Genomic DNA, 24,727 nt, shown 5'->3' on the forward strand with positions numbered 1-24,727 from the left:
TCCGGCGATGATTTCAGGGTTCAATCCACGGTCCATGCTCGAACGGCGCGACGACTATCAAAGTCTCTACCGCGATTTTCGCTGGCGGATTCCGCAACACTTCAACATGGGCACCGCCGTCTCCGATCATTGGGCGGCGCGCGAGCCTGATCGCGTGGCACTTCTCGATTATCGCGCCGAGGGCGAAGCCGAAAAGCTCACCTATGGTGAACTCGCCGCGAGATCCAACAGCTTCGCCAACGGCCTGCGCGCGCTGGGCGTCAGGCGCGGCGACCGGGTGGCGCTGCTTCTGCCGCAGTCTTTCGAGACGGTCATTGCCCATGTCGCCATCTACAAGCTCGGCGCCATCGCCGTGCCGCTGGCGCTGCTGTTCGGCGTCGAGGCGCTGGAATACCGCCTGCAGACAGCCGGCGTGAAGGCGGTGGTGACCAATTCGAGCGGCGCTGCAAAGCTCGCAAGGATCGGCAGCCGCCTGACTGATCTGGAGGCTGTCGTCTCCATCGACGGCGCGGAAAGCGGCGTTCGTGATTTTCACCGCATCGTTGCCGGCCACCCGTCGTCCTTCGTTGCCGAAGACACCACGCCGGACGATCCGGCGATGATGATCTTTACCTCCGGCACGACCGGACCGCCAAAAGGCGCGTTGCACGGGCACCGCGTGCTGCTCGGCCATCTGCCGGGCGTGCAGACGGCCTATGAATTCCTGCCGCAGCCCGGCGACCTGATGTGGACCCCGGCGGACTGGGCCTGGGCCGGCGGCCTGCTCAACGCGCTCTTGCCTTCGCTCTATTTCGGCGTGCCCGTTGTTTCCGCCCGCTTTGAAAAGTTCGATCCCGAAGCCGCCCTCGGTCTCGTCGAGAAGATGGGCGTGCGCACCGCATTCATACCGCCAACGGCACTTCGCATGCTGAAGAGCGTGGAGGATATCCGCAAACGCTTCCATCTGAAGCTTCGCAGCGTCGGTTCGGCGGGAGAATCGCTCGGCCGCGAGACCTATGACTGGGCGCGGGCGGAGTTCGGCCTGACCGTCAACGAGTTCTACGGCCAGACCGAGTGCAATCTGGTGCTCTCCTCCTGCGCGGCACTTGGCGTCAGCCGGGGCGGGGCGATCGGCAGGCCGGTTCCGGGGCATGAGGTCGCGATCATCGACGCCGAGGGGCAGCGCATGAAGCCCGGCGAGGTCGGCCAGATCGCGATCCGGCGGCCCGACCCGGTGATGTTCCTCGAATACTGGCGCAGCCCGGAGGCGACCGCCAAGAAATTCATCGGCGACTGGATGACCACCGGCGACCAGGGCATCGAGGACGAAGACGGCTATTTCCAGTTCTTCGGCCGCGACGACGATGTCATCACCTCGGCCGGCTTCCGCATCGGTCCCGGCGAGATCGAGGACTGCCTGACCGGGCATCCGGCCGTGGCGCTGGCGGCTGCCGTCGGCAAGCCGGACGCGCTGCGCACGGAGATCGTCAAGGCCTATGTCGTCCTGAAGGACGGCTTCGTTGGCGATGCAGCACTTGGTGACGAGATCAAGCTGTGGGTGCGCGAAAGGCTCTCCGCGCATGAATATCCGCGCGAGGTCGAATTCGTCGATTCCATGCCGCTGACCACCACCGGCAAGGTCATCCGCCGCATCTTCCGCGACAGGGCCAAGCGCGAAACGGGAGGCTGAACGGGCAGGCCGGAATCTCCGGCCCGCCAGTTCGCGAACCTTCACTCCACCGTGCACGCCACTTCGTAGAGGCCGGGATGCGCCTCTCCGAGCGCCTTGTTGCGCTCGAGGAAGCCGTTCGACTGCAGGTGCTCGAAGACGCGCCGCATCGCGAGCTGGTCGCGGGCCTGGGCATAATTGACCACGCGCCGGCCATCGAGACTGCGGTGAAGGCTGGCCGAGAGCCAGCCGGGGACGGTCCGGCAACTCATGGCTGCTTCCTGCAGTAGGTCGATCAGCGCCTGCTGGCCGCCTTCCGGTACGGTGAAGACATTGATCTGGGTGATGATGCCGCTGTCGGTGCGAATGATGGGCATTTGGTTCTCCTTCGGTAACGCCCGGCGCGAAGGAGTGCTGTTCGAGCAGAGACCTCCTGACACGCCAAGCCGGGGCGCAAAAGCGCGCCTCTGCTTGCCGTGGGTTTCCGCGTAGGGCGGAAAACGGAGCTTCCGTGGTGCGGAAGGGAGCGGGCTTACCTCTGCCGCTCCAGGTCCTTTTCGACGGCGATTTTTTATCACCGGCGATCGTTTGCGGCAATCACCGCCGCTTGAGCAGGCTGCGCACCCGGTTACGCAGGATGCGGGCTATGTTGCGCGTCTCGCGATAGAGGTGAAGCTGCGAGGCCGCCTGCCGCGCGGCGCGGTCGGCGTCGGGTGTCAGGCCGATCACGATCGTGCCCGTCTTCTTGCGCTCCGACCACAGCCGGCTCATCACCGGATGGTCGGGCACGGCGCAGGAATCGGTCATCATGATGTTGGGGTCGTCGAGATGCTGCCTCGTCACCTCGATCATCAGCAGCGTGCCGGGCGAATAGGCGGCATATTTCTCGTCATAGGCCGTCTTCCACGTGTAAGCGACGCCGGCCTCGACGAAGACGATCAGCGAAGCGATCACCTCGCCGTTGAGCAGCAGCGAATGCACCCTGCACATATCCTGCTCGGACAGCCGGTGCACCGCCTCGCGGGCGAAGGCGGCGCGGTAGCGATCGATCGCCATCGCCGTGCGCTGGCGGCCCTTCCAGCCGGCGGCCTCGAGCGTCAGGAAGGCTTCAAGGCCGTGGCGAATATCGTCCTGGCCGCGCGCCACGACATGCTCCAGCCTGCCGTGCTCGGCCAGCCGGCGCTTGAGCCGGCGGAATTCGCGATAGTGATGCGAGCGCAGCGACGCCTTCAGATAGTCGTCGCCTTCAAGCTCGCTCTCGAGCACGGGCCGTTCGGCCTCGCTGGTGATGACCAGCGGCAGGCCGCGCGCCTCCGAGACCGACCGCAGGACGCCGGCCGCGGCCCCTTCCAGCCGCATGTCGGGCAGCACGAAGACCTTCGGCAGCTTCAGGTGCGGACGCGCCAGGATGGCGAAGAAATCCTCCAGCACGCCCTGCGGATCGTCGCGGTCGACGAGCGGCATGCCGAGCGGGCCGAACGGGCTCGACCATATCCGCATGACGGGCACGCCGAGCGGCACGCCGGGCCTTTCCACCGAGAATGGCACCAGCAGGCGCAATCGGTTGCGGTACTCGTCGCCGTCGCGGATGACGGCGAGCCGCACCTCCCGGTCCTCGAGGCGCGGCATGGCCGGGGCGAGAAAGCGCGGATTGAAGAAGACGTTCGGCTCGATCGTGCGGCTGCACAGATGGTCGAGTTCCTCGATCAGGTCGAAGCCGGCTGACGCTGGGTAGATAGCCAGCCGGCGCGGTGGCCGCGTGCTTGCCAGAAGCTCGACATGCGCCGGGTCGACGGCCTTGGCCGGCAGCCCGGCAAAGCCGGAAATCATCGTGCCGGCGGGTCCGCCGCTGGTTTCCTCGAGAAGGGGAATTGCTACCATCAGCGGCCTCCCTGCATGGCCGTTGCCGGAATGAAGATTGCCATGACGATGCCGAGCTTTCGCCAGACGGTGAAGGAAAGGGCGCCGGCTTCGAATATCATCGCCACAGCCGTCGCGATCGCTGCGCCCCACAGCCCGAATTGCGGGATGAACACGACGTTCAGGCCGATGTTGATTGCCAGCGTCAGCGCGTAGACGAGGGCGCAGATGTTCTGGTTGCCGCTCATGGTGAGCAGGCTTTCGCATGGCCCGACCGCAGCGCGCGCCACCACGCCGAACACCAGCACGAACAGCAGCGGGTAGCCGGCATCGAAGCCGGGGCCGAACAGTTTCAGCATGGGCTCGCCAAGCGCAAGCACGGCCAGCGCCATGGCGACCGAAGGCCAGAAGGTCCATGACACCGTCTCGCGGGCAAAGGCGGCCAAGCGGCTGGGATCGCCATGGGTGAACTGCGCGTAGCGCTGCGCCACGCCGGCCTTGACCGCGAAATAGACGAAATGCACCAGCGCCAGCGTCTTCACCGTGGCAAAATAGACGGCGACGTCTTCCGGGTTCATGTAGGCGCCGACCATCAGAACGTCGGCATTGGTCAGGATGAAGAAGAAGCTCTCGACCAGGAAGATCGGCACCGAAACCATGAACCACTCCCGGAAATGCACCTTTTTCGGGCCGGCTGGAACCTTGGCGTCGACGCGGCGCGTGACGCTGACCAGTTGCAGGATGGTCGTCGCATAGGTCGCCATGATCGCGGCGATCACCGCCGTTGTAGCCGTCGGCGGATAGCCGAGCAGAAGCGCCCCGACCATGAAGACGAGGATCAGCACAGGCCGGGTCAGATAGGTCGGCGACAGCGCTGAAATCGCCCAGGAATGCGCCCGCGAAATGCCCTGCAGCACGTCCGACAGCGCGATCATCGGCATGCAGATGACGCCGAGCAGGAAGGGCACGACGTAGTAGTTCTCGATATGCGCCTCGAACAGCCAGATGGCGAGCGCGCCGAGGCCGGCCATCACCGTGGAGGCGACCAGCGAAAAGACGCGACTGGTGACAAGCACGCCGCGCAACTCGGCCATGCGGCCCTTTTCCCGGTATTCAGGGATGAAGCGGATAACCGAGGTGTGGAAGCCGAAGCAGGACAGGTTGCCGACGATGATCATCGTCACCCAGACCAGCACGAAGATGCCGTATTCGAAACTGCCCATCCAGCGCGCCAGAAGCACCTGGCTGACGAAGGCGATGAGGGCGCTGACGATGCGGATGGAAAAGGCGATCAGCGACATGCGGCCGGCTTCGCCGCGCTCGTCGGCGGAGAAAAGTGCTGCATCGATCTGGTCAAGCAGCGGCTTCGCGCGCAGCGCAAGGCGCGCGGGCAGCAGTCGCTCGGCAGTCGTTGCCGCGGAAAAACGCACCCCAAACACTCCGATTTCCAAAAAGGACGCTTACGCAAAAGTCTTTAAGAAACGGTTCGGCTTTGGGGTTTTAGCCGAAGCGTCTAGCGCTGCGCGGCCACCAGCAGCATCATCGGCCGTTCCATTTCATCAGTCAGATCTGGATTGGCGGCAAGCTGCCCGGCGGTCGGGCTCCACTCCTCGACATGCCGGATCGCGAAACCTGCGCCGATCAGCGTGTTGAGCGTCGTGCCGATGGTGCGATGCTGTTTGATGACGCCCTTGGCGAACCAGTCGGTTTCGCGGGGGCCTTCCACGGCATAGCGGTTGACCGGCCATGTCCTGTTGCCGTCGTCGTCCAGCGACCAGCCGGGATGCGCCGGGGCCATGAAGATCGGATGCTCGATGGTGAAGACGAAATGCGAGCCCGGCACAAACGCGCGGTGCACCGTCTGCACCAGCCTGCCGAAATCCTCGATGTAGTGGAAGGCGAGCGAACTGTAGGCGAAATCGAAGGATGCCGCTGGCAGTTCGAGTTTTTCCAGATCGGCGATCGCGTATTCGATGTTCGGGTCGGCGGTGTCGGCCCTGGCGCGGGCGATCATGTTCTCCGACAGGTCGAGCCCAAGGACGCTGGCCGCCCCGTGTTCGCGCGCCCAGCGGGCGAACCAGCCGAAACCGCAGCCGAGATCGACGACGCGCTTGCCCGAAAGATCCGGAAGCACGGCGCGGATCGACGGCCATTCCGGCGCGCCGTCAAGCCCGTGGACCGAACGGTTGAGCTGGCTGTAGCCGGCAAAGAACTCGGACTTGTCGTAGATATTCTGCGCCATTGTGAGCCTGATCGGTCAGCCACATGGCGCCGCCGGACGGCCAGCCAACCGGCAAGCCGCCTGAACGGTCAGGCGGCTTCGTTTGCTGGCTTCACGTCAGGCGAAAGCACCGTGGCAGTGCTTGTATTTCTTGCCCGAACCGCAAGGGCAGGCCTCGTTGCGGCCGACTTTGCCCCAGGTGCGCTGGTCGGTCGGGTCGCGGTCTTCGGCGGCGACGACGCGGCTGTCTTCCATGACCGCGGTCATGGTGTCGCCGAAATCGTCTTCGCCGGTTGAGGCGTCGATGTGCTGGCCGAAGGTCTGCGGCGCCTGCGGGGGCGGGGCGTCTGCCGCCTCGCGCACCAGCTCGACGCGCATCAGCTGTGCGGTGACTGCCTGGCGCAGATTGCCGAGCATGGCCTGGAACAGCTCGAAGCCTTCCGACTTGTATTCGTTCAGCGGATCGCGCTGGGCGTAGCCGCGGAAGCCGACGACCGAGCGCAGATGGTCGAGATTGACCAGATGCTCGCGCCACAGGTGGTCCAGCGTCTGCAAGACGACCGAGCGCTCGACATAGGCCATGACCTCGGGGCCGAAGCGGTCGGCGCGGTCCTTGGCGACGGCATTGGCCTGCTCGGTGATGCGCTGGCGGATGTCTTCCTCGGCGATGCCCTCTTCCTGCACCCAGTCCTCGATCGGCAGATCGAGGTTGAGATACTGGATGACGCCTTCCTTCAGGCCGGCCGCATCCCATTGTTCGGAATAGGCATTTTCGGGAATGTGCTTGGCGACGAGATCGTCGATCACGTCCTGGCGCATCTCGGCGACCGTCTCGGTCAGGCTCTCACCGTCCATCAGATCGATGCGCTGGCCGAAGACGACCTTGCGCTGATCGTTCATGACGTCGTCGTATTTCAGAAGGTTCTTGCGGATGTCGAAGTTGCGCGCCTCGACCTTCTTCTGCGCCTTTTCCAGAGCCTTGTTGATCCAGGGATGGATGATGGCTTCATCTTCCTTGAGGCCGAGTTTCTGCAGCATGCCGTCCATGCGCTCGGAGCCGAAGATGCGCATCAAATCGTCCTGCAGCGACAGGAAGAATTTCGAGCGGCCGGGGTCGCCCTGACGGCCTGAACGGCCGCGAAGCTGGTTGTCGATGCGGCGGCTCTCGTGGCGTTCGGTGGCCAGAACGTAGAGGCCGCCGGCGGCGAGCGCCTTTTCCTTCAGCACGGCGATGTCGTCGCGGATCGCCTTTTCCTTGGCCTCGCGCTCCGGACCTTCCGGCATGTCGCCGAGTTCTTCCTCGATGCGCATCTCGGCGTTGCCGCCGAGCTGGATGTCGGTGCCGCGGCCGGCCATGTTGGTGGCGATGGTGATGGCGCCGGGCTTGCCGGCCTGGGCGACGATCGAGGCTTCGCGCTCATGGTGGCGGGCGTTCAGAACCTGGAAGTCCTTGAAGCCGTCCTTGCGCAGGCGCTCGGCGAGCTGCTCGGACTTTTCGATGGAGGTCGTGCCGACCAGCGTCGGCTGGCCCTTGGAGCTTGCTTCCCGGATTTCCTTGACGATCGCCTTGTATTTTTCCTCGACCGTCCGGTAGACCTCGTCGTCCTCGTCGATGCGGAGCACGGCCTGGTTGGTCGGCACTTCGGTCACTTCGAGACCGTAGATGTTGCCGAATTCTTCCGCTTCCGTCGAAGCCGTACCGGTCATGCCGGCGAGCTTGGAGTACATGCGGAAATAGTTCTGGAAGGTGACGGAGGCCAGCGTCTGGTTTTCCGGCTGGATGGCCACGTGTTCCTTGGCTTCCAGCGCCTGGTGCAGGCCTTCCGAGAAGCGGCGGCCCGGCATCATGCGGCCGGTGAACTCGTCGATGATGACGATTTCACCATCCTTGACGATGTAATCCTTGTCGCGCTGGAACAGGCGGTGGGCCTTCAGAGCGTTGTTGACGTGGTGGACGATGGCGACGTTCTCGACGTCATAGAGCGACTCGCCCTTCAGGTGGCCGGCGTCGCGCAGCAGGTTCTCCAGCTTCTCGGTGCCGTCCTCGGTGAAGATCGCGGTCTTCTGCTTCTCGTCGACCTCATAGTCTTCAGGCGTCAGCTGCAGCATGAAGGCGTCGACGGTGTTGTACATCTCCGAACGGTCTTCGAGCGGGCCGGAAATGATCAGCGGCGTGCGCGCCTCATCGACAAGGATGGAGTCGACCTCGTCGACGATCGCGTAATTGTGATTGCGCTGCACCATCTGGGCGCGCTCATATTTCATGTTGTCGCGCAGATAGTCGAAGCCGAGTTCGTTGTTCGTGGCGTAGGTCACGTCGCAGGCATAGGCCTCGCGGCGCTCCTCATCGCTCATGCCGTGGACGATGACGCCGACGGTGAGGCCGAGGAACTTGTAGATACGGCCCATCCATTCGGAGTCGCGCTTGGCGAGATAATCGTTGACGGTGACGACATGGACGCCCTTGCCGGTCAGCGCGTTCAGGTAGACGGGCAGGGTGGCGACCAGCGTCTTGCCTTCGCCGGTGCGCATCTCGGCAATGCCGCCGCCATGCAGAACCATGCCGCCGATGAGCTGGACGTCAAAGGGACGCAGGCCGAGCACGCGCCGTGCGCCTTCGCGCGCCGTCGCAAATGCCGGGACCAGCAGGTCGTCGATGTCGGCGCCATTGGCCAGATCCTGGCGGAACTGGTCGGTGCGGGCGCGCAGCTCGTCATCGGTGAGCGCGCGCAGTTCATTTTCCATCGCATTGATCGCCTCCACCCTGGGGCGCGTCGACTTGACGCGGCGATCATTGGAGGAGCCGAAAATCTTACGGGCGATGCCGCCGAGACTGACCATCAAAGGGCCTTTCAATTCGAATCTTGCCGGCGGTGTGCCGACTTAACCCGCTATCCTACTAACCGGATCAGGTTGAAACAACGAAAAGCGCCCGGGAAAACGGTTCTGGACGCAAAGTCGAAGGACAGATAAGAGGGGGCCGAAGCGATGTCAACGTGGCAGCGTTGCTGTCTGCCGCGCCAAATTCGGCCACAATTGTGCTGATTTGAAAGTTCTTCCAATCCCCACCGGAGTGTTTCTGATGCCCTTTTCGTTCCGACGCGCCTCTTATGCCGGCCTGGGCGCCCTTATCGCGCTTGCAGTTCCGGCGGCCACGCAGGCCGTCGCGCAGGAAACCAAGCCGGCCGCAGCTGCGCCAGCACCAGAGGCTGCAAAGCCATTCGATCCCAAGACGGTCATCGCCACCGTCAACGGCCAGCCGATCACCGAGGCCGATCTCGAACTGGCCCTGGGCGATCTCGACCAGCAGTTCGCCCGGCTTCCGGCCGAGCAGCGCCGCGCCGCAGCGCTTTCTGCGACGATCGAAATCCAGTTGCTGGCAGCCGAAGCCCAGGCCAAGGGTCTCGACAAGGATCCCGAATTCCAGCGCCGCATGAAGTTCCTGCAGGAACGCGCACTGCACAGCGCCGTGGTGGAATCGGAAGTGTCGAAGAAGATCACCGATGAACAGATTCGCGCCCGCTACGACAAGGAAATGGCCGATACCCCGCCGGTCAACGAGGTTCATGCCCGTCACATCCTCGTGAAGACCAAGGAAGAGGCCGAAGCCGTCATCAAGCAGCTCGACGGCGGTGCGAAGTTCGAAGACATCGCCAAGGAAAAGTCCACCGATGCCGGCTCCGGCACCAATGGCGGCGATCTCGGCTTCTTCGGCCCCGGCCAGATGGTGCCGGAATTCGAGAAGGCGGCTTTCGCGCTCGACGTCGGCAAATATACCGAGCAGCCGGTGCAGAGCCAGTTCGGCTGGCACGTCATCAAGGTCGAGGACAAGCGCACCCAGCAGCCGCCGGCTTTCGAGCAGGTCAAGGATCAGGTCCGCTCGCTTCTCGTGCGCGACAATTATTTTGCCCTGGTCAAGTCGCTGCGCGGCGCGGCCAAGGTCGACGTTGCCGATCCCGAGCTGAAGAAGGCCGTCGATGCGATGGAACAGCAGAAGTAATTTTTGTCCCGCGCCTGACTAATGTTGGGCGGCAGGACGTTGTCAGGGCAGGGGCCGCGAGTTTTCGCGGCCCCTGTTTTTATGTGGGTAACCGGCCGTTCAAGCCTTTACCGCCGACCCGCTTAGCCGCCAGGCTGCCAGAAAACCGGCCAGCGCCATCGGCAGCGCGGTTATGAATACCCAGAATGCGGTCGCCTGCGCCGTCTCGACCGTCAGGCCGGCGCCGAACCCGACGAGATTTGCCGTTGCGCCGGCGATTGCCGCACCGACCGCGCCGCCCGTCTGGCGCACGGCGATGAAGGCCGAAGCGCCGATGGCGCGATCCTCGTTCGAGAGCGCGCCCAGAATCCGCCGGTTCATCAAGCTCGATGAGAAGCCGAAGCCTGCCCCCAAAGTGGCTGCGGCGAGGATTACGAACGCCAGCGGCGCCTGATGCAGCACCACCGCCAGCAGCGCCACGCCGACCAGGATGCAGCCGCCGCCGATGCGTATCCAACGCCGCTCGCCGGCTATGCCGGTGACGCCTGCCACCGCAACGGCGGCAAAAGTCCAGGAAAGCGCCTGCACGCCCACCACATAACCGGCGAACAGCGGCGAAAGGCCATGCAGGGTCTGGAGGATGGCCGGGCCGTAGACGGTCAGCCCCATGGACGACGCCATCAGCGCGAACATGGCGGCATAGCCGGCGCCGCTGATGGTTCGAAGGTCGCCGGCGCGATGCGGCAGCAGGCGCACTTTGGCCTTGGCGTCGATCCGCAGCACAAGGGCGAGGATCGCCAGCCCGACTGCTACGAGGCCGAGCGCGGCCAATGGTTGGCCCATCGTGTCGGCCAGCGAAATGGCGGCCACACCCAGCCCCAGCGTGCCGAGCTGCAGCCAGGGAATGCCGCTTTCCTCCTGGGAACGGACGGTGCCCATGAGCAGGAAGGGTGTCGCGGCGCTGAAGATCACCGCCTGGATGGCGAACATCCAGAACACCGATCGCCAGTTGCCGGTCTCGGCAAACAGCCCGCCGACCAGCGGCCCGAGTATGGTGGCGACGCCCCATACGCCGGAAACCGCTGCGAACACCCGCGCCAGATGCCGCTCCGGAAAGAGCACCGCGATGGCGACCATGGCAAAGCCGGCGGTCCAGCCGCAGCCTATGCCTTGCAGAAGCCGCCCGGCAAGGAAGACGCCGATGGTCGGCGCTGCAGCGCTGAGCACGCAGCCCGCCGCCAGCACAAGGCCGGCAATGGCGGTCGCAAGGCGCAGGCCGAAGATCTCGGAAAGCCGCCCGGCGCTCGCGCCCGCCAGGATGGCGCCGACGAGAAAGCCGGCGACCGCCCAGCTGAAATAGGCGTAGCCGCCGAGTTCGGCGCCGACGCTTGGCATGATCGTGGCGGTGACAAGCGCGTCGGCGGCATTCAGCCAGACGCCGAGGCAGATCAGCGCGAAGCGCGGCAGCCTGCCTTCAGCGAACAGGTCAGCCCAGCCGGTATTTGCCGGTGCCGGTGCTTCCATCGTTTTGTAGCCTCCACTTATGGAGACCGGCCTATCCCGGCATTGCCGGCGTCACAATGACTCAAGCTGGCCAAAACGGGTCGTCCAGCCGCGCGAACCGGGCAAGAGTCCTAGCCTACAAAGCCTTGCGCGGCGTCAGGAGGTGGCTTTCCCGCCTTGGGCCGGGTTCTTCACCCCACGCAAAATGACCCCGACCGCCTTGCGGATCGTCGCCTCGTCCTCGTCGGTTCGCCCCGTCAACAGGTGCACCCAGGCATAGGAAGCAACGAGATCGGCAACCAGTGTCGGCTCGACATCGGCGGCGACTTCGCCGCGTTCCCTGGCGCGCTCGATCATCAGCCCGGTGTGCTCGCGACGGCTGCGGCTGTAGTCGGCAAGGGCCGCCGCTGCGGCTTCGTCCGATTGCGCCTCGGCGATGATGGAGCGGAAAATGCTGCCCGACGGCGTTTCGCGCCAGTGCCGAAAGAGCGACTTCAGAAACAGCACGAGGTCTTCCTCGATGCTGCCCGTGTCCGGATTGTCGACGCGCTTCTGGCGCTGGTAGACGTCAATCAGCAGGGCAGCCTTGCTTGGCCACCAGCGATAGATCGTCGGCTTGCCGGCCCGCGCCCGGCGCGCAACCGCCTCGATGGAAAAGCCGGCATAGCCTGCTTCCAGCAATACCGCCTGCGCCGCCTCGCGAATCGCGTCCGCGCTTGCCGGGTTGCGCTTGGCGCCGATCGAGCGGCGCGCTTCTTCGGGGCTGTCTGACATCGTTTCCACCTCGCTCCTCATATTTCCTTAGCATGAGGTCTTGACGAAACGAAACGGTCCGTTTTATATAACGGAACGTTCCGTTTCGATTATATAGGAGAGGCGCATGTCCGCCACCACCAGTCCCAACCGCTTTTCCCGCCCGCGCTTTGCGCTGCTCGTGCTGCTCGGCGCCTATCCGCTGCTCACCACGCTGCTCTATGTCGTCTTCCCGCTGACCGATGGCTGGACCATCTGGCAACGCACGCTCATCGTCGTGCCGGTGATGGTCTCGACCATGATCTGGGTGCTCATTCCCGGCGTGCAGAAACTGTTTCGCGGCTTCATAAATCCGGCCCGTTCCTGATTCGCCGGCAGGGCCGATCCTAAGAAAACGCCTTGCGTCGGCACGCACTATCGGGCAAACGGGCACACGTTTTCTTGCGCTTTTGCCGGCAGAGGTGCCCATGTCGACCGCCATTTCCCCTCTCGCGCCCAAAAAATACCCGAAGATGCCGGTCATCGAGGGCGTGCGTATCGCCACTGCCGAGGCGGGCATCAAATACAAGGGCCGCACCGACCTTCTGGCCATGGTCTTCGATGCCGGGACGGCCGTTGCCGGTGTCTTCACCCGTTCAAAGTGCCCTTCTGCGCCGGTCGATTTCTGCCGTGACAATCTTGCCGGCGGCAAGGCGCGCATCCTCGTGGTCAATTCGGGCAACGCCAACGCCTTCACCGGCAAGAAGGGCCGCGAATCGACGGCGCTGACCGGCAAGGCTGCCGCCACTGCTGCCGGCTGCACGCCGGGCGAAGTGTTCCAGGCCTCCACCGGCGTCATCGGCGAGCCGCTCGATTCCGGCCGCTTCAGCCATCTGCTCGCCGGCCTCGTCAAGGACGGCAAGCCTGATCTGTGGACCGAAGCTGCCAAGGCGATCATGACCACGGACACCTATCCCAAGGTCGCCACCGCCACGGTCAAGCTCGGCGACACCGACGTCACCATCAACGGCATCGCCAAGGGTGCCGGCATGATCGCGCCTGATATGGCGACGATGCTGTCCTTCGTTGCCACCGATGCGCCGATCGCAGCCCCCGTGCTGCAGGCGCTGCTGTCGAAGGGCGTGGCGCCGACTTTCAACGCCGTCACGGTCGACAGCGATACCTCGACCAGCGACACGCTGCTGCTGTTTGCCACCGGAGCCGCCGCCAAGCGTGGTGCGCCGGCGATCACCGACATCAAGGATGCGCGCCTTGGCCAGTTCAAGCGGGCGCTGAACAAGATCCTGAAGAACCTCGCGCTGCAGGTGGTTCGCGACGGCGAGGGCGCGCGCAAGCAGGTGGAAGTCACCGTCACCGGCGCGAAATCCGCGCGCTCGGCCAAGCGCATCGCGCTTTCCATCGCCAATTCGCCGCTGGTCAAGACGGCGGTCGCCGGCGAGGACGCCAATTGGGGCCGTGTCGTCATGGCCGTCGGCAAGTCCGGCGAGCCGGCAGACCGCGACCTGCTGTCGATCTGGTTCGGCGACAACCGCCTTGCACACAATGGCGAGCGCGACCCGGATTATTCCGAGGAAGCAACCTCGGCCTATATGAAGCGCGACGAGGTTCGCATCCGCGCCGATATCGGCATCGGCCGCGGCAAGGCGACGGTGTGGACCTGCGACCTCACCAAGGAATATGTCGCCATCAATGGCGATTACCGGAGCTGATGGCGGGCGTGGACGACAAGCGGCCGACACCCGAACTGGCGAAAGTGCGCCGCTATGAGGCGGCGGGTTTTCGTGCATGGCCGGCGGCGACGGTTCACTATGACGGCACATGGGTGGTGCGGCTCACAGCCGGCCATCCGGCCAAGCGGCTGAATTCGGTCAACCCGCTCGATCCGGGCGATGTCGGCAATCTCACGGAGCGCATCGCGCGAGCGGCCCGCCGCTTCGATTCCTACGGCCGTCCGCTCACCTTCCGCATGTCGCCTCTGTCCGGCCCGGTGCTGTCCAGCCATCTCGACGATCTGGGCTGGGATGTTTTCTCCGAATCGCTGGTCATGCGGTTGCCGCTGGAAGGTGCAGGCGTGGAGAGCGCGCTGGACCAGATCCCGCTGAAGGATATCGGCCGCTTCATCGGCGCTGCCCTCAAGGTCCACGGCCTGCCGTCCTCGCTGCGGCCCGGCCTTTCCGAAATCATTGGCTCGATCCAGCCGGAGGCCGGCCTGTTCGTTCTGGAAAACGACAAGCCGCTGGCCACCGCGATCTGCGTGCAGGAAGGCGATCTTGCCGGCCTGTTCGAGATCGCGACGGATGCTGCCGAGCGCGGCAAGGGCCATGGCCGCCGCATCGTCTTGTCGGCGCTGAAATGGGCGCGCTCGCGCGGCGCACGCGAAGCCTGGCTCCAGGTCGAGGCCGACAACGAAGCCGCCCGCCATGTCTATGAGACGCTCGGCTTCAGGGAAGTCTACCGCTACCACTACCGCCGCCCGCCGGAAGCCTGAGTATGAGCAGCGAGGCGGGAAAGCGCATTCTTCTGGTCGCCGCCTGCGCGCTGGTCGACGTGGATGGCCGCGTGCTTCTGGCGCAGCGTCCGGAGGGCAAGACGCTGGCCGGCCTTTGGGAGTTTCCCGGCGGCAAGGTCGAGCCCGGCGAAACGCCGGAGGAAACGCTGATCCGCGAATTGCGCGAGGAGATCGGCATCGAGACCAAGGTGGCGTGCCTCGCGCCGCTCACCTTCGCCAGCCACAGCTACGAGACTTTTCATCTCCTGATGCCGCTCTATATCTGCCGGCGGTTCGAAGGCACCCCGCACCCGCGCGAGGGGCAGGTGCTGAAATGGGTGCGGCCCAAGCAGATGCGCGACTATCCCATGCCGCCGGCCGACGAGCCGCTGATCCCGTTCCTGATCGATCTTTTGTAAGCGGCTGAGCCGGTTCACGCCGGTTCGGGCAATCTTGCGCCCATCGCACCGGCGATCAGGTCGAAGTCATGTTCGGTCACCGAAAACAGCCCGAAGCGGAACTGGTAGCCCCAGTTGCGGTGCCCGGCGGTGAAATCCAGAGCATCCAGCAGCGGCCTGATCGGTGCCTCGGAAGCCGCAAGCCAATCCACGTCGCGGCGATAGGGGCGGAAACCGTCGCCCGTGTCGAACAGATAAGGATCGCCGCCGCGAGCCCTGCCGATAGCGGTGAAGGACTGCAATCTGTCATTGCCGCCGAACGTTTCCGAGGGCGAGTAATAGGCAATGCCGTCGCCCGCCGCGATGCGCTTCAGCGGTCCCGCCTTGCCATGGCAGACCTGCATGAAACCTTGTTTGCGTCCGAGCCGCACATGCTCGGCGGAGGCGATTGCTATCCAGTTGTTGGGCATGGGAGTGTTCCTTTGATTGGTTGACGCTTGTCAGAAGTTTCCCCTCTCCGTCACGCTTCGCGTGCCACCTCTCCCCCGCGTTGCGGGGGCGAGGAACCGGCACCCATCGAGGCCACGCCCCTTCAGGACTTGGGTTCCTCGCCCCATGAAATGGGGGGAGGTGGCTCGGCGAAGCCGAGACGGAGAGGGGCCTTTCCACTTGGCCGTCAGTTCGGCGCAACCACCCGTATCCGATGCCCGTCCGGATCGAGCGCGACAAAAGTACGGCCGAAATGCAGGTCGGTCGGTTCCATGGCGATCTTCAGCTCGCGTCCGGCCCAGTCGGCATAGTTGGCGTCCAGCTTGACCGCGCCGTCGACGGCAAACACCAGCTCAGTGCTGCTGCCGGTGAAATCGGCGGCAGGTACCGCGCCGTCCTTCGACCAGAGCGCGATGGTGAAGCCGTTTTCCAGTGTCAGCGTGACGAAACCGGGCGACGAGCGTTTCGGCTCGCGCCCAAGCAGGTCCTGATAGAAAAGCGCGCTCTTTTCCGCGTCGGTGACGTAAAGCAGCATGAAGGTGTTAGACATCGGTATGGTCTCCTGTTGGCGATGAGGAGATCATAGGTGCTGCCACTGTCAGATTCTGGCAGTAGCGATCACTGTGGTTGCGGAATGCCCTGGCTGTCGCGCCATTCCTTCAGCAACACCGGGCGCCGGCGCGGGTAGCGCATATCGGTCGCGGCAAGATCGGACATGCGGTCGGTGCGGAAGTGGCGGAAATCCTGCCGCAGCTCGCACCAGGCCACCAGCACGCGAACCCGGTCGAAATAGCCGAGCGCGAAGGGCCACACGGTGCGCCGCGTGCCCGCGCCGCCGCTGTCCCGATAGGTAAGCTCCAGCTTGCGCTCAGCGCGGATCGCCTTGCGAAGCACGCCGAGATCGACGTTGTCGGCAGCGGTCGCGTGCGGGCCGACGAGCAGCGTCGAGGCATCGAGGCTTTCGCGCAAGTCGGCTGGGAGCACCGCCGCGACTTTCACCAACGCATCGCTTGCAGCAGCCGACAGGCGGGCGTCCGCCTGCTTGGCCACCCAGCGCGAGCCGAGCACCAGCGCTTCGATCTCGTCTTCCGAAAACATCAGCGGCGGCAGCATGAAGCCGGGGCGCAGGATGTAGCCGAGGCCCGGCTCGCCCTCGATATGCGCGCCCTGCGCCTGAAGCGTGGTGATGTCGCGGTAGAGCGTGCGGATGCTGATGCCGAGTTCGGCGGCCAGCGTTTGCCCGCTCACCGGCTGGCGGTAGCGGCGCAAGGTCTGGATGAGGTCGAGCAGGCGTTCGGATCGCGACATGGCGGTTCCCATCATAGCGAACGATGGTGCCATATTCTGGCAGCAATGATGCCTGGCACAACTGCTTTTCCATCAGCTGCCGGAAATCATCCTTGCCAAAACCTGAGGCTCTGATTATGGGATGCCAAGTTGGGATACCAAGATGGCATCCCTCAAAATCTTGATAGCCGAGCGTCAAAGCCGGCGCGGCAGGTTCCCATGTCCCAGATGCTCCAGATCCACGACCAGTTGCGCGAAATGATCCTTTCGCTCGACCTGGCACCAGGCGAACGGCTGACCGAGCGCTGGCTGGAGAGCCGCTTCGGCGGCTCGCGCACGCCGGTGCGGGCTGCCCTCGTGCGGCTGGAGGCCGAGGAGCTGGTGCAGCGCGACGGCCGCAACTGGATCGTCGCGCCGATCGATCTCGGCGAGATCACGGCATTGACCGAGTTCCGCGAGGCACTGGAGACGGCAGCCGTGCGCCATGCCTGCGCGCGGGCGACCGATGCCGACATCGATGCCGTCGAGGACCTGTTGAACGCCTGCGAGCCGGATGCGCCGCGCGAGGAGTGGCACCGCGTCGGCACCGATTTTCACGTCGAAGTGGCGCGGCTTTCCGGCAACGAATTTCTGGTCAAGGCGATCTCTGCCGCGATGATCAAGCTGTCGCGGGCGCGCTGGCTGGAGGTTCGTACCGAAGAGGCGCGCGGCAATGCCTTTGCCGAGCATCGCCATCTGCTCGACCTCATCCGGCGGCGCGACGCCGAGGCTGCGACGCAGGCGATTTGCGGGCATATCCGCGATACGCGCGACCGGCTGCTGCGCTCGCTGGAGGATGACCGGCGCGGCCTCCGGGCGCGGGGCTTTGCCATCATCGGGGCGGCCTGACCATGGATGCCCGCACCGACAAGTCTTCCGAACCCGCCATTGACGAGGGCCATTCCGCACATTGGCGGAAGAACCTGTTCGTCTGCCTGATCGGCTCCTTCACCACCATCGTCGCCATGACGCTGCTGCTGCCGTTCCTGCCGCTCTATGTCGAGCAGCTTGGCGTCACCGATCACGCAGCGATCGTGCAATGGTCCGGCATCGCCTACGGCGCGACCTTCTTTTCGGCCGCGCTGGTTGCGCCGCTCTGGGGGCGTCTCGGCGACCGCTATGGCCGCAAATCGATGCTGATCCGCGCCAGCCTCGGCATGGCCGTGTCCATGTCGCTGATGGGCATGGCCGAAAATATCTGGCAGCTGTTGGGCTTGCGCCTCTTTGCCGGCATTGCCGGCGGCTACACCTCCGGCTCGATGATCCTCGTCGCTACGCAGACGCCGAAGAACAGGTCGGGCTGGGCGCTCGGCACGCTGTCGTCCGGCATCATGGCCGGCAATCTCGTCGGCCCGTTGATCGGCGGTGCGTTGCCGCCACTGATCGGCATCCGCCAGACGTTTTTCCTGGCCGGCGGCATCATCTTCATAACCTTCCTGGCGACGACCTTCCTCATCCGCGAGGAAAAGCGCCCGCAACGCAAGAAGGCGGCGAAGGAAAGCGCCGGCTGGTCGGCCGTGCCCGACAAGCGGCCGGTGCTGGCCATGATCGTGACCGGCCTCCTGCTGATGATCGCCATCATGTCGATCGAGCCGATCATCACCGTCTATGTCGCGCAGCTTGTGGCCGATGCCGGCAAGGTGACCATGATCTCCGGCCTCACCATGTCGGCGGCGGCCCTTGGCAGCATCGTGTCGGCCTCGCAGCTGGGCAAGCTCGCCGACCGCATCGGCCATTGGACGGTCATCACCGGCTGCCTCGCCGTCTCAGCTGTCCTGCTCGTCCCGCAGGCCTTCGTCACGGCAAGCTGGCAGCTGGTCTTCCTGCGCTTCCTCATGGGGCTGGCGCTGGGCGGGCTTTTGCCCTGCATCGCCGCCGTCATCCGTCACAATGTGCCGGACCGCATCGCCGGCAACATCCTCGGCATTTCGACCTCGTCGCAATATGCCGGGCAGGTCATCGGGCCGCTCGCCGGCGGCTTCGTCGGCGGCCATATCGGCATGCGCGCCGTCTTCCTCGGCACGGCGGTGCTGATGGCCGGCGGAGCCGTCTACAACTGGCTGGCGAGACCAAAAGCATGATGCCAAAAAGTTGCAGACTTTTTGGACACGATCGGGCGTGAACCGAAGGCCTTTCCGCGGGACGATCAACGTTAATCAATCCTTTATGCAATCGTGAAAAATTGAACGAGGGTTGCCGGCCGTTATCGGTCGGATTGGGTTTTGCGCGAGGGGAAGTGCGAATGTCACCTGAAGACCAGTGGGAAGCCGTTCGTGGCGAACGCGCCTGGCGCCTCGGAAGTGCGGGCATGGGCGTCCTGCGCATCAGCCTGCTGTTCGGCTCGGCGGCCATCGCCTTCGCGCTGCTGGCAACGCCGCTTCTCGACCAGCGCACGCGGCTCGACAGCGCGCGGGCAAACCTCGACATGATGAGCACTGGATCGATCGGCCAGGGCCACAGCTATACGGTTCGCCGCAGCGTGCTCCAGTCATCGCCCACTGCCGTCTGCGTCATCCGCGCCAACGGCGCCCGCAGCGGCGATTGCTGATTTCCACACAGCATTTCATCAGCCGTTAAGGCTGTTGCGTTAACCTTTCTTAACGGGTCGGCCCTATGCTGCCGGCAAAGGGATGAACACACGGATGCGACAGCTGTTCCAGCGGTTTTTCAGGGATGAAAGTGGCGCAACCGTTATCGAGTATGCGGTCATCGTCACCGTGTTGTCGCTGGTTATCGTCGGAGGCGTCGGCCAGGCCAGCAACGCGCTCCAGTATCTCTTCAGCAGCACCGACAGCGAACTTGTGAAAGTGCTTGGAAAGTAGCCGGCATCGCCAGCGCCTAATCGTCTTTCGCTTCTCCCAGAATCTTCGCCAGCGAAACCTGCGCCGAGCCCGGCTTGAGCGGCTTCTGCTGCGAAGCGTCCGGTGCCCATCCAGACAGCCAGATGAACGAAAACGTCGCCCGGATGCGCCCGTCCGGGTCGGAAAAGCGCTCGGCATAGATTTCGGCGGCGCGGCGGAACAGTTCGCGTGTCGCCGGCCTGCGCGAACGTGCGATCAGTGCATTGGCAGCACCCATGGCGCGCAGGTCGGCGATCAGCGCAAACATATGGTCGTAGCGCACCGTCACCGTCTCGACATCGGTGACTGGCAGCGCAAAGCCCGAACGCTGGAGCAGGGCGCCGGCGTCGCGTACGTCGGTGAAAGGAATGACGCGCGGGCTGACGCCGCCCAAAATTTCGCTTTCGGCTGCCAGCAGGCTCTCGCGCAACTCGTTCAGCGTGTCCGAGCCTGCCATCGCGCCCAGGAACAAACCGTCCGGCCTCAAGGCACGGCGGATCTGGATCAGCATGCCCGGAATGTCGTTCACTTCCTGCAAGGCCAGCAGGGAAACGGCCAGATCGACGCTTTCCGGCTCCAGCGGCAGGGTTTCCGGCTCGACGATCACGCCCGCATCGCCACCGAGAAAGGCATTGTCGGCCTCGACCCGCAGCACGCTTTGCGCCTTGCTGCTCGCAAGCACCGCATCCTTCGCAGCAGGCGTGACGCAGAAAACGGTTATCGCATTCTCGAAGCGCCGTTCGACCGCCGCGAGCCGCTCGGAAAGGTCCTCGGCCACCCGCGCCATCAGGAAGTCCGCGCCCTCGACGCCTTTCGCCAGCGCGCGGCGCTTGCGTTCGATCATGAGGCTGGTGTCGAAAATCGGCTGCAAATCCAGAGGTCCTTGATGTTTCCGCGCCATCCACCCTATGGTCAGGACAACGCTTGCTACGTCGTGGCCGATCCGATGCCGCAATTCAAGACCCTTGCCCGCGCGGCGCTGGATTGGCCGGCCCGTGTGCTGTTTCCGCCGGTCTGCGCCGGCTGCCGCCGTCAGGTGTCGCAGCCGGGCTCGCTGTGCCCGCATTGCTGGCCGCAACTGCGCTTTCTCGAAAAGCCGTGGTGCCAGGTCATGGGCACGCCGTTTCTGCACGACATGGGCGAGGGGTTTCTCTCCGCCGAAGCCATCGCCAACCCGCCGCCTTTCGAGCGTTCGCGCGCTGCCGTTTCCTATTCCGGTGTTGCCCGGCGCATGGTGCAGGGCCTGAAATATTCCGACAAGACCGACCTTGCGCCCTGGATGGCGCGCTGGATGCTGCGGGCAGGGGCCGAGCTCGTCACCGACGCCGATGTCGTCGTGCCGGTGCCGCTGCATTGGCGGCGCTTCCTGCAACGCCGCTTCAACCAGTCGGCCGAGCTTGCCCGCGTCGTAGCCACGCTTTCCGGCCTGCCTTTCGCGCCGATGGCGGTGGTGCGCGTGAAGGTCACGCGCCAGCAGGTCGGGCTTCCCCGGGCCGAGCGCGAGGACAATGTGCGCGCAGCCTTCCGCGTGCCGCCGGAGCAGGACATCGAGGTTCGCGGCCGCCGCGTGCTGGTCGTGGACGACGTCTACACCACTGGCGCAACCGTTTTTGCGGTTGCCAAGGCGTTGAAAAAGAACGGTGCCAGCGCCGTCGACGTGCTGACCTTCGCCCGCGTGCTGCCGGGGGACTTCCGGCCCGACGAGGCAGCCACTATATAGGATTCACAACGTCAGGATTACGATATGGTCGATGTGACGATCTATACCCGCGCCATGTGCGGTTTTTGCGTAGCTGCCAAGCGCCTGCTCGACAAGAAGGGCGTGGCCTACAAGGAGCACGACGCCTCGTTTTCGCCGGAATTGCGGCAGGAGATGATCGCGCGCGCCAATGGCGGCTCGACCTTCCCGCAGATTTTCGTCGGCGACGTCCATGTCGGCGGTTGCGACGATCTTCATGAACTCGATGCGCGCGGCCAGCTCGACGGCCTGCTTGCTACCGGCCGTTTGGGCTGAGGAGGAAACGATGAGCAAATTCAAGGCCGCCGCCGTCCAGATGCGCTCCGGCATCGATCCGAAGCGCAATGTCGAAACTTTTGAAGCCTTGGTGCGCGAAGCGGCAGGGCAGGGCGCTACCTACATCCAGACGCCGGAAATGACCGGCGCCATCGTAAGCGACAGCCAGGCCCGGCAATCGGCCTTCACCACGCAGGATCGCGACATCATCGCGGCAGCGTCGGCAAGGCTTTCGCGCGAGCTCGGCGTCTTCCTGCATATCGGTTCGACGGCCATCGTGCGCGCCGACGGCAAGCTCGCCAACCGGGCGCTGCTTTATTCGCCGCAGGGCACGTCGATTGCGCTCTACGACAAGATCCACATGTTCGACGTCGATCTCGACAATGGCGAAAGCTGGCGCGAATCGAATGCCTATGAGGCCGGAACCGAGGCGGTTGTCGCCGAGCTTCCCTTTGCCAAGCTCGGCTTTGCCATCTGCTACGACGTGCGCTTTCCGCAGCTTTTCCGCGCCGAGGCGCTGGCCGGCGCCGACGTGCTGACCGCGCCTGCCGCCTTCACGCGCCAGACCGGCGAGGCGCATTGGCATATACTCCAGCGTGCCCGCGCCATCGAAAACGGCGCCTTCATGATCTCGGCTGCACAAGGCGGCAAGCATGAGGACGGCCGCGAGACCTATGGCCATTCGCTGATCGTCGACCCATGGGGCAAGATCATCGCCGAGGCCGACCATGAAGAGCCCGGCGTCATCGTAGCCGAGATCGACACGGCGCTTTCGGCGGCTGCGCGCAAGAAAATCCCGAACCTCAAGAACGCGCGCGAATTTGCCGTGAACACCATCGCCGCGGAGGGCGTTTCGCTCCGGGGAGCGGCATCTTGATCAAGTTCTCGCTCACCTGCGAGCGTTCGCATGATTTCGAAGGCTGGTTCCGCAACAATGAGGACTTCGAGAAGCAGCAGAAGCGCGGCCTCGTCGATTGCCCGACCTGCGGCTCGCACAAGATCGAGAAGGCGCTGATGGCGCCTGCCGTCTCAACCGGCCGCAAGAAGGAAAAGATCGCGCTCGCCATGAACGAGCAGCAGCGCGCCGCCATGGCGCAGCTGAAAGCGCTGTCGGAAAAGATCCGCGAGAATTCGGACTATGTCGGCGATAAATTCGCCGAGGAGGCCCGAAAAATCCACTTCGGCGAATCCGACGCGCGCGGCATCTACGGCGAAGCGACGCTCGACGAAGCCAAGAGCCTTGCCGAAGACGGCGTCGAATTCATGCCGATTCCGACATTCCCCGACGACCAGAACTAGGGTGCATTGATATTCACGCCATGGCGGCCTGCAAACGGCGTCTCTCTGCGCTTCCGGTGCTCATGGACCTAATGTCCACTCCGCTCCGGTTCTCGAAAGTCACCGTTTTCGGCGCGCCCTGACCTGAATCTCAACGCACCCTGCCGATGCCCTCTTTCAAGTCCTGAAATTTGCAACCGCAGGCCGTTTACCCCATGAAAAACCTATGGAACTCGGCCATCGGCCTGCTGCTGGTCAATGGTGCTCTGCTGGGGCTGACGCTGCCCTTTGGCAAGATGGCGGGGCAGGCAGGCGTTGCGCCGATGCTGTGGGCTTTCGTCATTTCGTTTGGCGCGGGCGGCGTTCTTCTCTGCGTGCTTCTGGCGCGGGGGCAGCGCATTGCGCTCAATGCCCACAAGCTGCGCTATTTCGTCATCACGGCGACGATCTCCTACGCCATTCCCAACCTGCTGCTGCTTTCGGCCATCCCGCATCTCGGCGCGGGCTACACCGGCATCATGTTCACCCTGTCGCCTGTTATCACGCTGGTGCTTTCCATACTGCTCGGCGTGCGCCGCCCGAACGGGCTAGGCATTGCCGGCATAGCCGTCGGCTTCGTCGGGGCGGCAATGGTGGCGCTGACGCGCGGTGAGGCGGGCCAGCCGGCGGAATTGTTCTGGGTGATCATGGGGCTGCTGGTTCCCGTCAGTCTCGCCGCCGGCAACATTTACCGCAGCTATGACTGGCCGGCCGATGCCGGCCCGATCGAGCTTGCCGCCGGCAGTCACCTCGCCTCGGCGGCGATGCTCCTGATTGCGATCGTGACGGTTGGTGGCGGCGTCGCGTCTTTCGACACTCTGGCCGGTGCGCCCGTTCTGGTGCTGGCGCAGGTGGCTGCCGCCTCGACGATGTTTGCGGTCTTCTTCCGGCTGCAGGCGGTCGGCGGGCCGGTCTATCTCAGCCAGATCGGCTATGTCGCCGCCGCCGTCGGCCTGATTTCAGGCACGTTCTTTCTCGGCGAGCGCTATCAGGCGCTGACCTGGATCGGTGCTGCGATCGTCACCGTTGGCGTTTTCATGACGACGCGCGCGCAGAACGGAAAGGCTTGAGCGGTTCCGCCTCCGCAATTCCAGGAAAACCGCTACGCACTTTTCCTGGAATTGCTCTAGTTCGTCGGCGCGTGTTCCGTCAGGACCATGTAGTTGACGTCCATGTCCTTGGATTTCTGCCAGCGATCGGCAAGCGGGCTGTAGACGACGCCGGTGCGGTCGATGATGCGCATGCCGGCCTTGCCGAGCGAGCCTTCCAGCTCTTCCGGCCGCACCAGCTTGCCATATTGGTGCGTGCCGCGCGGCAGCCAGCGCAGCAGATATTCCGCGCCAACGATCGCCAGTCCCAATGCCTTCAGCGTGCGGTTGATGGTGGCGACGAACATGATGCCGTCCGGCTTCACCATCTCGGAGCATTTGGCGATGAACAGGTCGATGTCGGCGACATGCTCGACCACTTCCATGTTCAGCACGACGTCGAATTTCTCGCCGGCCTCGGCCAGTGCTTCGGCGGTCGTGGCGCGATAATCCACCGTCACGCCGGCTTCCGCTGCATGGAGCTTCGCCACCTCGATGTTGGTTTCCGAAGCATCCGCGCCCACCACTTCGGCGCCCAGCCGGGACATCGGCTCGCACAGAAGGCCGCCGCCGCAGCCGATATCGAGGATGCGCAGGCCCTCGAAGGGCTTTGCGGCATGCGAATCGCGGCCGAAGCGGGCCGCCACCTGGTCGCGGATATAGGCGAGACGCACGGGATTGAATTTGTGCAGCGGGCGGAACTTCCCGTTGGGGTTCCACCATTCGGCTGCAAGCGCGGAGAAGCGTTCCACTTCTCCGGCGTCGATCGTCGATCGTCGGGCCTCGGGCATAGATTTGTCTCC

27 protein-coding genes are annotated in these 24,727 nt (G+C 64.4%); 15 read left to right on the top strand and 12 right to left on the bottom strand.

Translation table 11 applies throughout. From position 1 onward, the window contains the following. Positions 1 to 34 precede the first annotated feature (34 nt). Positions 35 to 1,669, top strand: a complete 1,635-nt coding sequence (locus DZG07_RS06165; protein ID WP_119815175.1) for an acyl-CoA synthetase — start codon at positions 35 to 37, stop codon at positions 1,667 to 1,669. Positions 1,670 to 1,710: 41 nt separating this feature from the next. Here the strand turns inward: DZG07_RS06165 and DZG07_RS06170 are convergent, their stop codons facing one another. The 5 genes from DZG07_RS06170 to secA form a co-directional block, all read right to left on the bottom strand. Continuing rightward, positions 1,711 to 2,025, bottom strand: a complete 315-nt coding sequence (locus DZG07_RS06170; protein ID WP_119815178.1) for an antibiotic biosynthesis monooxygenase family protein — start codon at positions 2,023 to 2,025, stop codon at positions 1,711 to 1,713. Between the two features lie 220 nt (positions 2,026 to 2,245). Continuing rightward, positions 2,246 to 3,529, bottom strand: coding sequence for a GNAT family N-acetyltransferase (locus DZG07_RS06175; protein WP_119815180.1), 1,284 nt, complete (start codon positions 3,527 to 3,529; stop codon positions 2,246 to 2,248). Then, entirely contained in the window at positions 3,529 to 4,938 is a 1,410-nt protein-coding gene (locus DZG07_RS06180; RefSeq protein WP_091910341.1) for a flippase, read from the bottom strand. Before DZG07_RS06180 ends, DZG07_RS06175 begins: the two co-directional genes overlap by 1 nt. Before the next feature lie 83 nt (positions 4,939 to 5,021). Continuing rightward, positions 5,022 to 5,750 (bottom strand): class I SAM-dependent methyltransferase, encoded by a 729-nt coding sequence (locus DZG07_RS06185; protein ID WP_119815183.1) that lies wholly within the window; start codon positions 5,748 to 5,750, stop codon positions 5,022 to 5,024. A 96-nt stretch (positions 5,751 to 5,846) separates the two neighbouring features. Then, on the bottom strand, positions 5,847 to 8,570 hold the full coding sequence (secA, locus tag DZG07_RS06190) for a preprotein translocase subunit SecA (protein WP_119815186.1): 2,724 nt from the start codon (positions 8,568 to 8,570) through the stop codon (positions 5,847 to 5,849). A gap of 241 nt (positions 8,571 to 8,811) precedes the next feature. Here secA and DZG07_RS06195 point away from each other — a divergent pair, with 241 nt between their 5' ends. Beyond that, positions 8,812 to 9,729, top strand: a complete 918-nt coding sequence (locus tag DZG07_RS06195; protein ID WP_119815189.1) for a peptidylprolyl isomerase — start codon at positions 8,812 to 8,814, stop codon at positions 9,727 to 9,729. Between the two features lie 99 nt (positions 9,730 to 9,828). On the opposite strand, the gene DZG07_RS06200 is transcribed toward DZG07_RS06195, so the two are convergent. Continuing rightward, complete coding sequence (locus DZG07_RS06200) at positions 9,829 to 11,232, bottom strand: MFS transporter (RefSeq protein WP_119815192.1); 1,404 nt, start codon at positions 11,230 to 11,232, stop codon at positions 9,829 to 9,831. 135 nt (positions 11,233 to 11,367) lie between these two features. Beyond that, a complete protein-coding gene (locus tag DZG07_RS06205) occupies positions 11,368 to 11,985 on the bottom strand; it encodes a TetR/AcrR family transcriptional regulator (protein ID WP_119821449.1) in 618 nt (205 codons plus the stop codon). 106 nt (positions 11,986 to 12,091) lie between these two features. On the opposite strand from DZG07_RS06205, the gene DZG07_RS06210 reads away from it, so the two are divergent. The 4 genes from DZG07_RS06210 to mutT all read left to right on the top strand — a co-directional run bounded on the left by DZG07_RS06210 (position 12,092) and on the right by mutT (position 14,871). After that, a complete protein-coding gene (locus tag DZG07_RS06210) occupies positions 12,092 to 12,331 on the top strand; it encodes a hypothetical protein (RefSeq protein WP_119815194.1) in 240 nt (79 codons plus the stop codon). A 100-nt stretch (positions 12,332 to 12,431) separates the two neighbouring features. Then, positions 12,432 to 13,673, top strand: a complete 1,242-nt coding sequence (gene argJ, locus DZG07_RS06215; RefSeq protein WP_119815197.1) for a bifunctional glutamate N-acetyltransferase/amino-acid acetyltransferase ArgJ — start codon at positions 12,432 to 12,434, stop codon at positions 13,671 to 13,673. Next, the gene (locus DZG07_RS06220) at positions 13,673 to 14,452 is read left to right on the top strand and encodes a GNAT family N-acetyltransferase (protein ID WP_119815200.1); all 780 of its coding nucleotides are present in this window, start codon (positions 13,673 to 13,675) and stop codon (positions 14,450 to 14,452) included. The genes argJ and DZG07_RS06220 overlap by 1 nt, the downstream gene beginning before the upstream one ends. Positions 14,453 to 14,454: 2 nt before the next feature. After that, positions 14,455 to 14,871 carry an 8-oxo-dGTP diphosphatase MutT gene (gene mutT, locus DZG07_RS06225; RefSeq protein ID WP_119815203.1) on the top strand — a complete coding sequence of 139 codons (417 nt, stop codon included), beginning with the start codon at positions 14,455 to 14,457 and terminating at the stop codon, positions 14,869 to 14,871. Between the two features lie 14 nt (positions 14,872 to 14,885). Here the strand turns inward: mutT and DZG07_RS06230 are convergent, their stop codons facing one another. From DZG07_RS06230 to DZG07_RS06240, 3 genes are all read right to left on the bottom strand, one after another. After that, complete coding sequence (locus tag DZG07_RS06230; RefSeq protein WP_119815206.1) at positions 14,886 to 15,320, bottom strand: EVE domain-containing protein; 435 nt, start codon at positions 15,318 to 15,320, stop codon at positions 14,886 to 14,888. A 206-nt stretch (positions 15,321 to 15,526) separates the two neighbouring features. Beyond that, the gene (locus tag DZG07_RS06235; protein ID WP_119815209.1) at positions 15,527 to 15,889 is read right to left on the bottom strand and encodes a VOC family protein; all 363 of its coding nucleotides are present in this window, start codon (positions 15,887 to 15,889) and stop codon (positions 15,527 to 15,529) included. A gap of 68 nt (positions 15,890 to 15,957) precedes the next feature. After that, on the bottom strand, positions 15,958 to 16,647 hold the full coding sequence (locus DZG07_RS06240) for a YafY family protein (protein ID WP_119821451.1): 690 nt from the start codon (positions 16,645 to 16,647) through the stop codon (positions 15,958 to 15,960). A 198-nt stretch (positions 16,648 to 16,845) separates the two neighbouring features. Here DZG07_RS06240 and DZG07_RS06245 point away from each other — a divergent pair, with 198 nt between their 5' ends. The 4 genes from DZG07_RS06245 to DZG07_RS06260 all read left to right on the top strand — a co-directional run bounded on the left by DZG07_RS06245 (position 16,846) and on the right by DZG07_RS06260 (position 19,487). Further along, positions 16,846 to 17,514 (top strand): GntR family transcriptional regulator, encoded by a 669-nt coding sequence (locus DZG07_RS06245; protein WP_119815212.1) that lies wholly within the window; start codon positions 16,846 to 16,848, stop codon positions 17,512 to 17,514. A 2-nt stretch (positions 17,515 to 17,516) separates the two neighbouring features. After that, positions 17,517 to 18,746, top strand: a complete 1,230-nt coding sequence (locus tag DZG07_RS06250) for a multidrug efflux MFS transporter (RefSeq protein ID WP_091910108.1) — start codon at positions 17,517 to 17,519, stop codon at positions 18,744 to 18,746. A 161-nt stretch (positions 18,747 to 18,907) separates the two neighbouring features. Then, the gene (locus tag DZG07_RS06255) at positions 18,908 to 19,213 is read left to right on the top strand and encodes a hypothetical protein (protein WP_119815215.1); all 306 of its coding nucleotides are present in this window, start codon (positions 18,908 to 18,910) and stop codon (positions 19,211 to 19,213) included. Between the two features lie 94 nt (positions 19,214 to 19,307). Beyond that, a complete protein-coding gene (locus tag DZG07_RS06260) occupies positions 19,308 to 19,487 on the top strand; it encodes a Flp family type IVb pilin (RefSeq protein WP_091910114.1) in 180 nt (59 codons plus the stop codon). 16 nt (positions 19,488 to 19,503) lie between these two features. On the opposite strand, the gene DZG07_RS06265 is transcribed toward DZG07_RS06260, so the two are convergent. Continuing rightward, positions 19,504 to 20,376 carry a methyltransferase domain-containing protein gene (locus tag DZG07_RS06265; RefSeq protein ID WP_119815218.1) on the bottom strand — a complete coding sequence of 291 codons (873 nt, stop codon included), beginning with the start codon at positions 20,374 to 20,376 and terminating at the stop codon, positions 19,504 to 19,506. Between the two features lie 63 nt (positions 20,377 to 20,439). On the opposite strand from DZG07_RS06265, the gene DZG07_RS06270 reads away from it, so the two are divergent. The 5 genes from DZG07_RS06270 (at position 20,440) to DZG07_RS06290 (ending at position 23,906) form a co-directional block, all read left to right on the top strand. Beyond that, positions 20,440 to 21,225 (top strand): ComF family protein, encoded by a 786-nt coding sequence (locus DZG07_RS06270; protein WP_091910350.1) that lies wholly within the window; start codon positions 20,440 to 20,442, stop codon positions 21,223 to 21,225. A gap of 24 nt (positions 21,226 to 21,249) precedes the next feature. Beyond that, the gene (gene grxC, locus DZG07_RS06275; RefSeq protein ID WP_091910119.1) at positions 21,250 to 21,519 is read left to right on the top strand and encodes a glutaredoxin 3; all 270 of its coding nucleotides are present in this window, start codon (positions 21,250 to 21,252) and stop codon (positions 21,517 to 21,519) included. 10 nt (positions 21,520 to 21,529) lie between these two features. Next, on the top strand, positions 21,530 to 22,396 hold the full coding sequence (locus tag DZG07_RS06280; RefSeq protein ID WP_091910122.1) for a carbon-nitrogen hydrolase family protein: 867 nt from the start codon (positions 21,530 to 21,532) through the stop codon (positions 22,394 to 22,396). After that, positions 22,393 to 22,818: a DUF1178 family protein gene (locus tag DZG07_RS06285; RefSeq protein ID WP_091910125.1), complete on the top strand. Its 426-nt coding sequence runs from the start codon at positions 22,393 to 22,395 to the stop codon at positions 22,816 to 22,818. The genes DZG07_RS06280 and DZG07_RS06285 overlap by 4 nt, the downstream gene beginning before the upstream one ends. A 194-nt stretch (positions 22,819 to 23,012) precedes the next feature. Then, positions 23,013 to 23,906: a DMT family transporter gene (locus DZG07_RS06290; RefSeq protein ID WP_119815221.1), complete on the top strand. Its 894-nt coding sequence runs from the start codon at positions 23,013 to 23,015 to the stop codon at positions 23,904 to 23,906. 56 nt (positions 23,907 to 23,962) lie between these two features. On the opposite strand, the gene ubiG is transcribed toward DZG07_RS06290, so the two are convergent. Beyond that, a complete protein-coding gene (gene ubiG, locus DZG07_RS06295; RefSeq protein WP_091910132.1) occupies positions 23,963 to 24,715 on the bottom strand; it encodes a bifunctional 2-polyprenyl-6-hydroxyphenol methylase/3-demethylubiquinol 3-O-methyltransferase UbiG in 753 nt (250 codons plus the stop codon). Positions 24,716 to 24,727: the final 12 nt, after the last annotated feature.

The organism is Mesorhizobium sp. DCY119 (genome assembly GCF_003590645.1).
Classification (GTDB): Bacteria; Pseudomonadota; Alphaproteobacteria; order Rhizobiales; family Rhizobiaceae; genus Mesorhizobium_M.

What these genes read in the sequence shown, in the direction of transcription:
- DZG07_RS06165 (WP_119815175.1), top strand. Translation starts at nt 35, where the DNA reads ATGCTCGAACGGCGCGACGACTATCAAAGTCTCTACCGCGATTTTCGC.
- DZG07_RS06170 (WP_119815178.1), bottom strand. Translation starts at nt 2,025, where the DNA reads ATGCCCATCATTCGCACCGACAGCGGCATCATCACCCAGATCAATGTC.
- DZG07_RS06175 (WP_119815180.1), bottom strand. Translation starts at nt 3,529, where the DNA reads ATGGTAGCAATTCCCCTTCTCGAGGAAACCAGCGGCGGACCCGCCGGC.
- DZG07_RS06185 (WP_119815183.1), bottom strand. Translation starts at nt 5,750, where the DNA reads ATGGCGCAGAATATCTACGACAAGTCCGAGTTCTTTGCCGGCTACAGC.
- secA (WP_119815186.1), bottom strand. Translation starts at nt 8,570, where the DNA reads ATGGTCAGTCTCGGCGGCATCGCCCGTAAGATTTTCGGCTCCTCCAAT.
- DZG07_RS06195 (WP_119815189.1), top strand. Translation starts at nt 8,812, where the DNA reads ATGCCCTTTTCGTTCCGACGCGCCTCTTATGCCGGCCTGGGCGCCCTT.
- DZG07_RS06200 (WP_119815192.1), bottom strand. Translation starts at nt 11,232, where the DNA reads ATGGAAGCACCGGCACCGGCAAATACCGGCTGGGCTGACCTGTTCGCT.
- DZG07_RS06205 (WP_119821449.1), bottom strand. Translation starts at nt 11,985, where the DNA reads ATGTCAGACAGCCCCGAAGAAGCGCGCCGCTCGATCGGCGCCAAGCGC.
- DZG07_RS06210 (WP_119815194.1), top strand. Translation starts at nt 12,092, where the DNA reads ATGTCCGCCACCACCAGTCCCAACCGCTTTTCCCGCCCGCGCTTTGCG.
- argJ (WP_119815197.1), top strand. Translation starts at nt 12,432, where the DNA reads ATGTCGACCGCCATTTCCCCTCTCGCGCCCAAAAAATACCCGAAGATG.
- DZG07_RS06220 (WP_119815200.1), top strand. Translation starts at nt 13,673, where the DNA reads ATGGCGGGCGTGGACGACAAGCGGCCGACACCCGAACTGGCGAAAGTG.
- mutT (WP_119815203.1), top strand. Translation starts at nt 14,455, where the DNA reads ATGAGCAGCGAGGCGGGAAAGCGCATTCTTCTGGTCGCCGCCTGCGCG.
- DZG07_RS06230 (WP_119815206.1), bottom strand. Translation starts at nt 15,320, where the DNA reads ATGCCCAACAACTGGATAGCAATCGCCTCCGCCGAGCATGTGCGGCTC.
- DZG07_RS06235 (WP_119815209.1), bottom strand. Translation starts at nt 15,889, where the DNA reads ATGTCTAACACCTTCATGCTGCTTTACGTCACCGACGCGGAAAAGAGC.
- DZG07_RS06240 (WP_119821451.1), bottom strand. Translation starts at nt 16,647, where the DNA reads ATGTCGCGATCCGAACGCCTGCTCGACCTCATCCAGACCTTGCGCCGC.
- DZG07_RS06245 (WP_119815212.1), top strand. Translation starts at nt 16,846, where the DNA reads ATGTCCCAGATGCTCCAGATCCACGACCAGTTGCGCGAAATGATCCTT.
- DZG07_RS06250 (WP_091910108.1), top strand. Translation starts at nt 17,517, where the DNA reads ATGGATGCCCGCACCGACAAGTCTTCCGAACCCGCCATTGACGAGGGC.
- DZG07_RS06255 (WP_119815215.1), top strand. Translation starts at nt 18,908, where the DNA reads ATGTCACCTGAAGACCAGTGGGAAGCCGTTCGTGGCGAACGCGCCTGG.
- DZG07_RS06260 (WP_091910114.1), top strand. Translation starts at nt 19,308, where the DNA reads ATGCGACAGCTGTTCCAGCGGTTTTTCAGGGATGAAAGTGGCGCAACC.
- grxC (WP_091910119.1), top strand. Translation starts at nt 21,250, where the DNA reads ATGGTCGATGTGACGATCTATACCCGCGCCATGTGCGGTTTTTGCGTA.
- DZG07_RS06280 (WP_091910122.1), top strand. Translation starts at nt 21,530, where the DNA reads ATGAGCAAATTCAAGGCCGCCGCCGTCCAGATGCGCTCCGGCATCGAT.
- DZG07_RS06290 (WP_119815221.1), top strand. Translation starts at nt 23,013, where the DNA reads ATGAAAAACCTATGGAACTCGGCCATCGGCCTGCTGCTGGTCAATGGT.
- ubiG (WP_091910132.1), bottom strand. Translation starts at nt 24,715, where the DNA reads ATGCCCGAGGCCCGACGATCGACGATCGACGCCGGAGAAGTGGAACGC.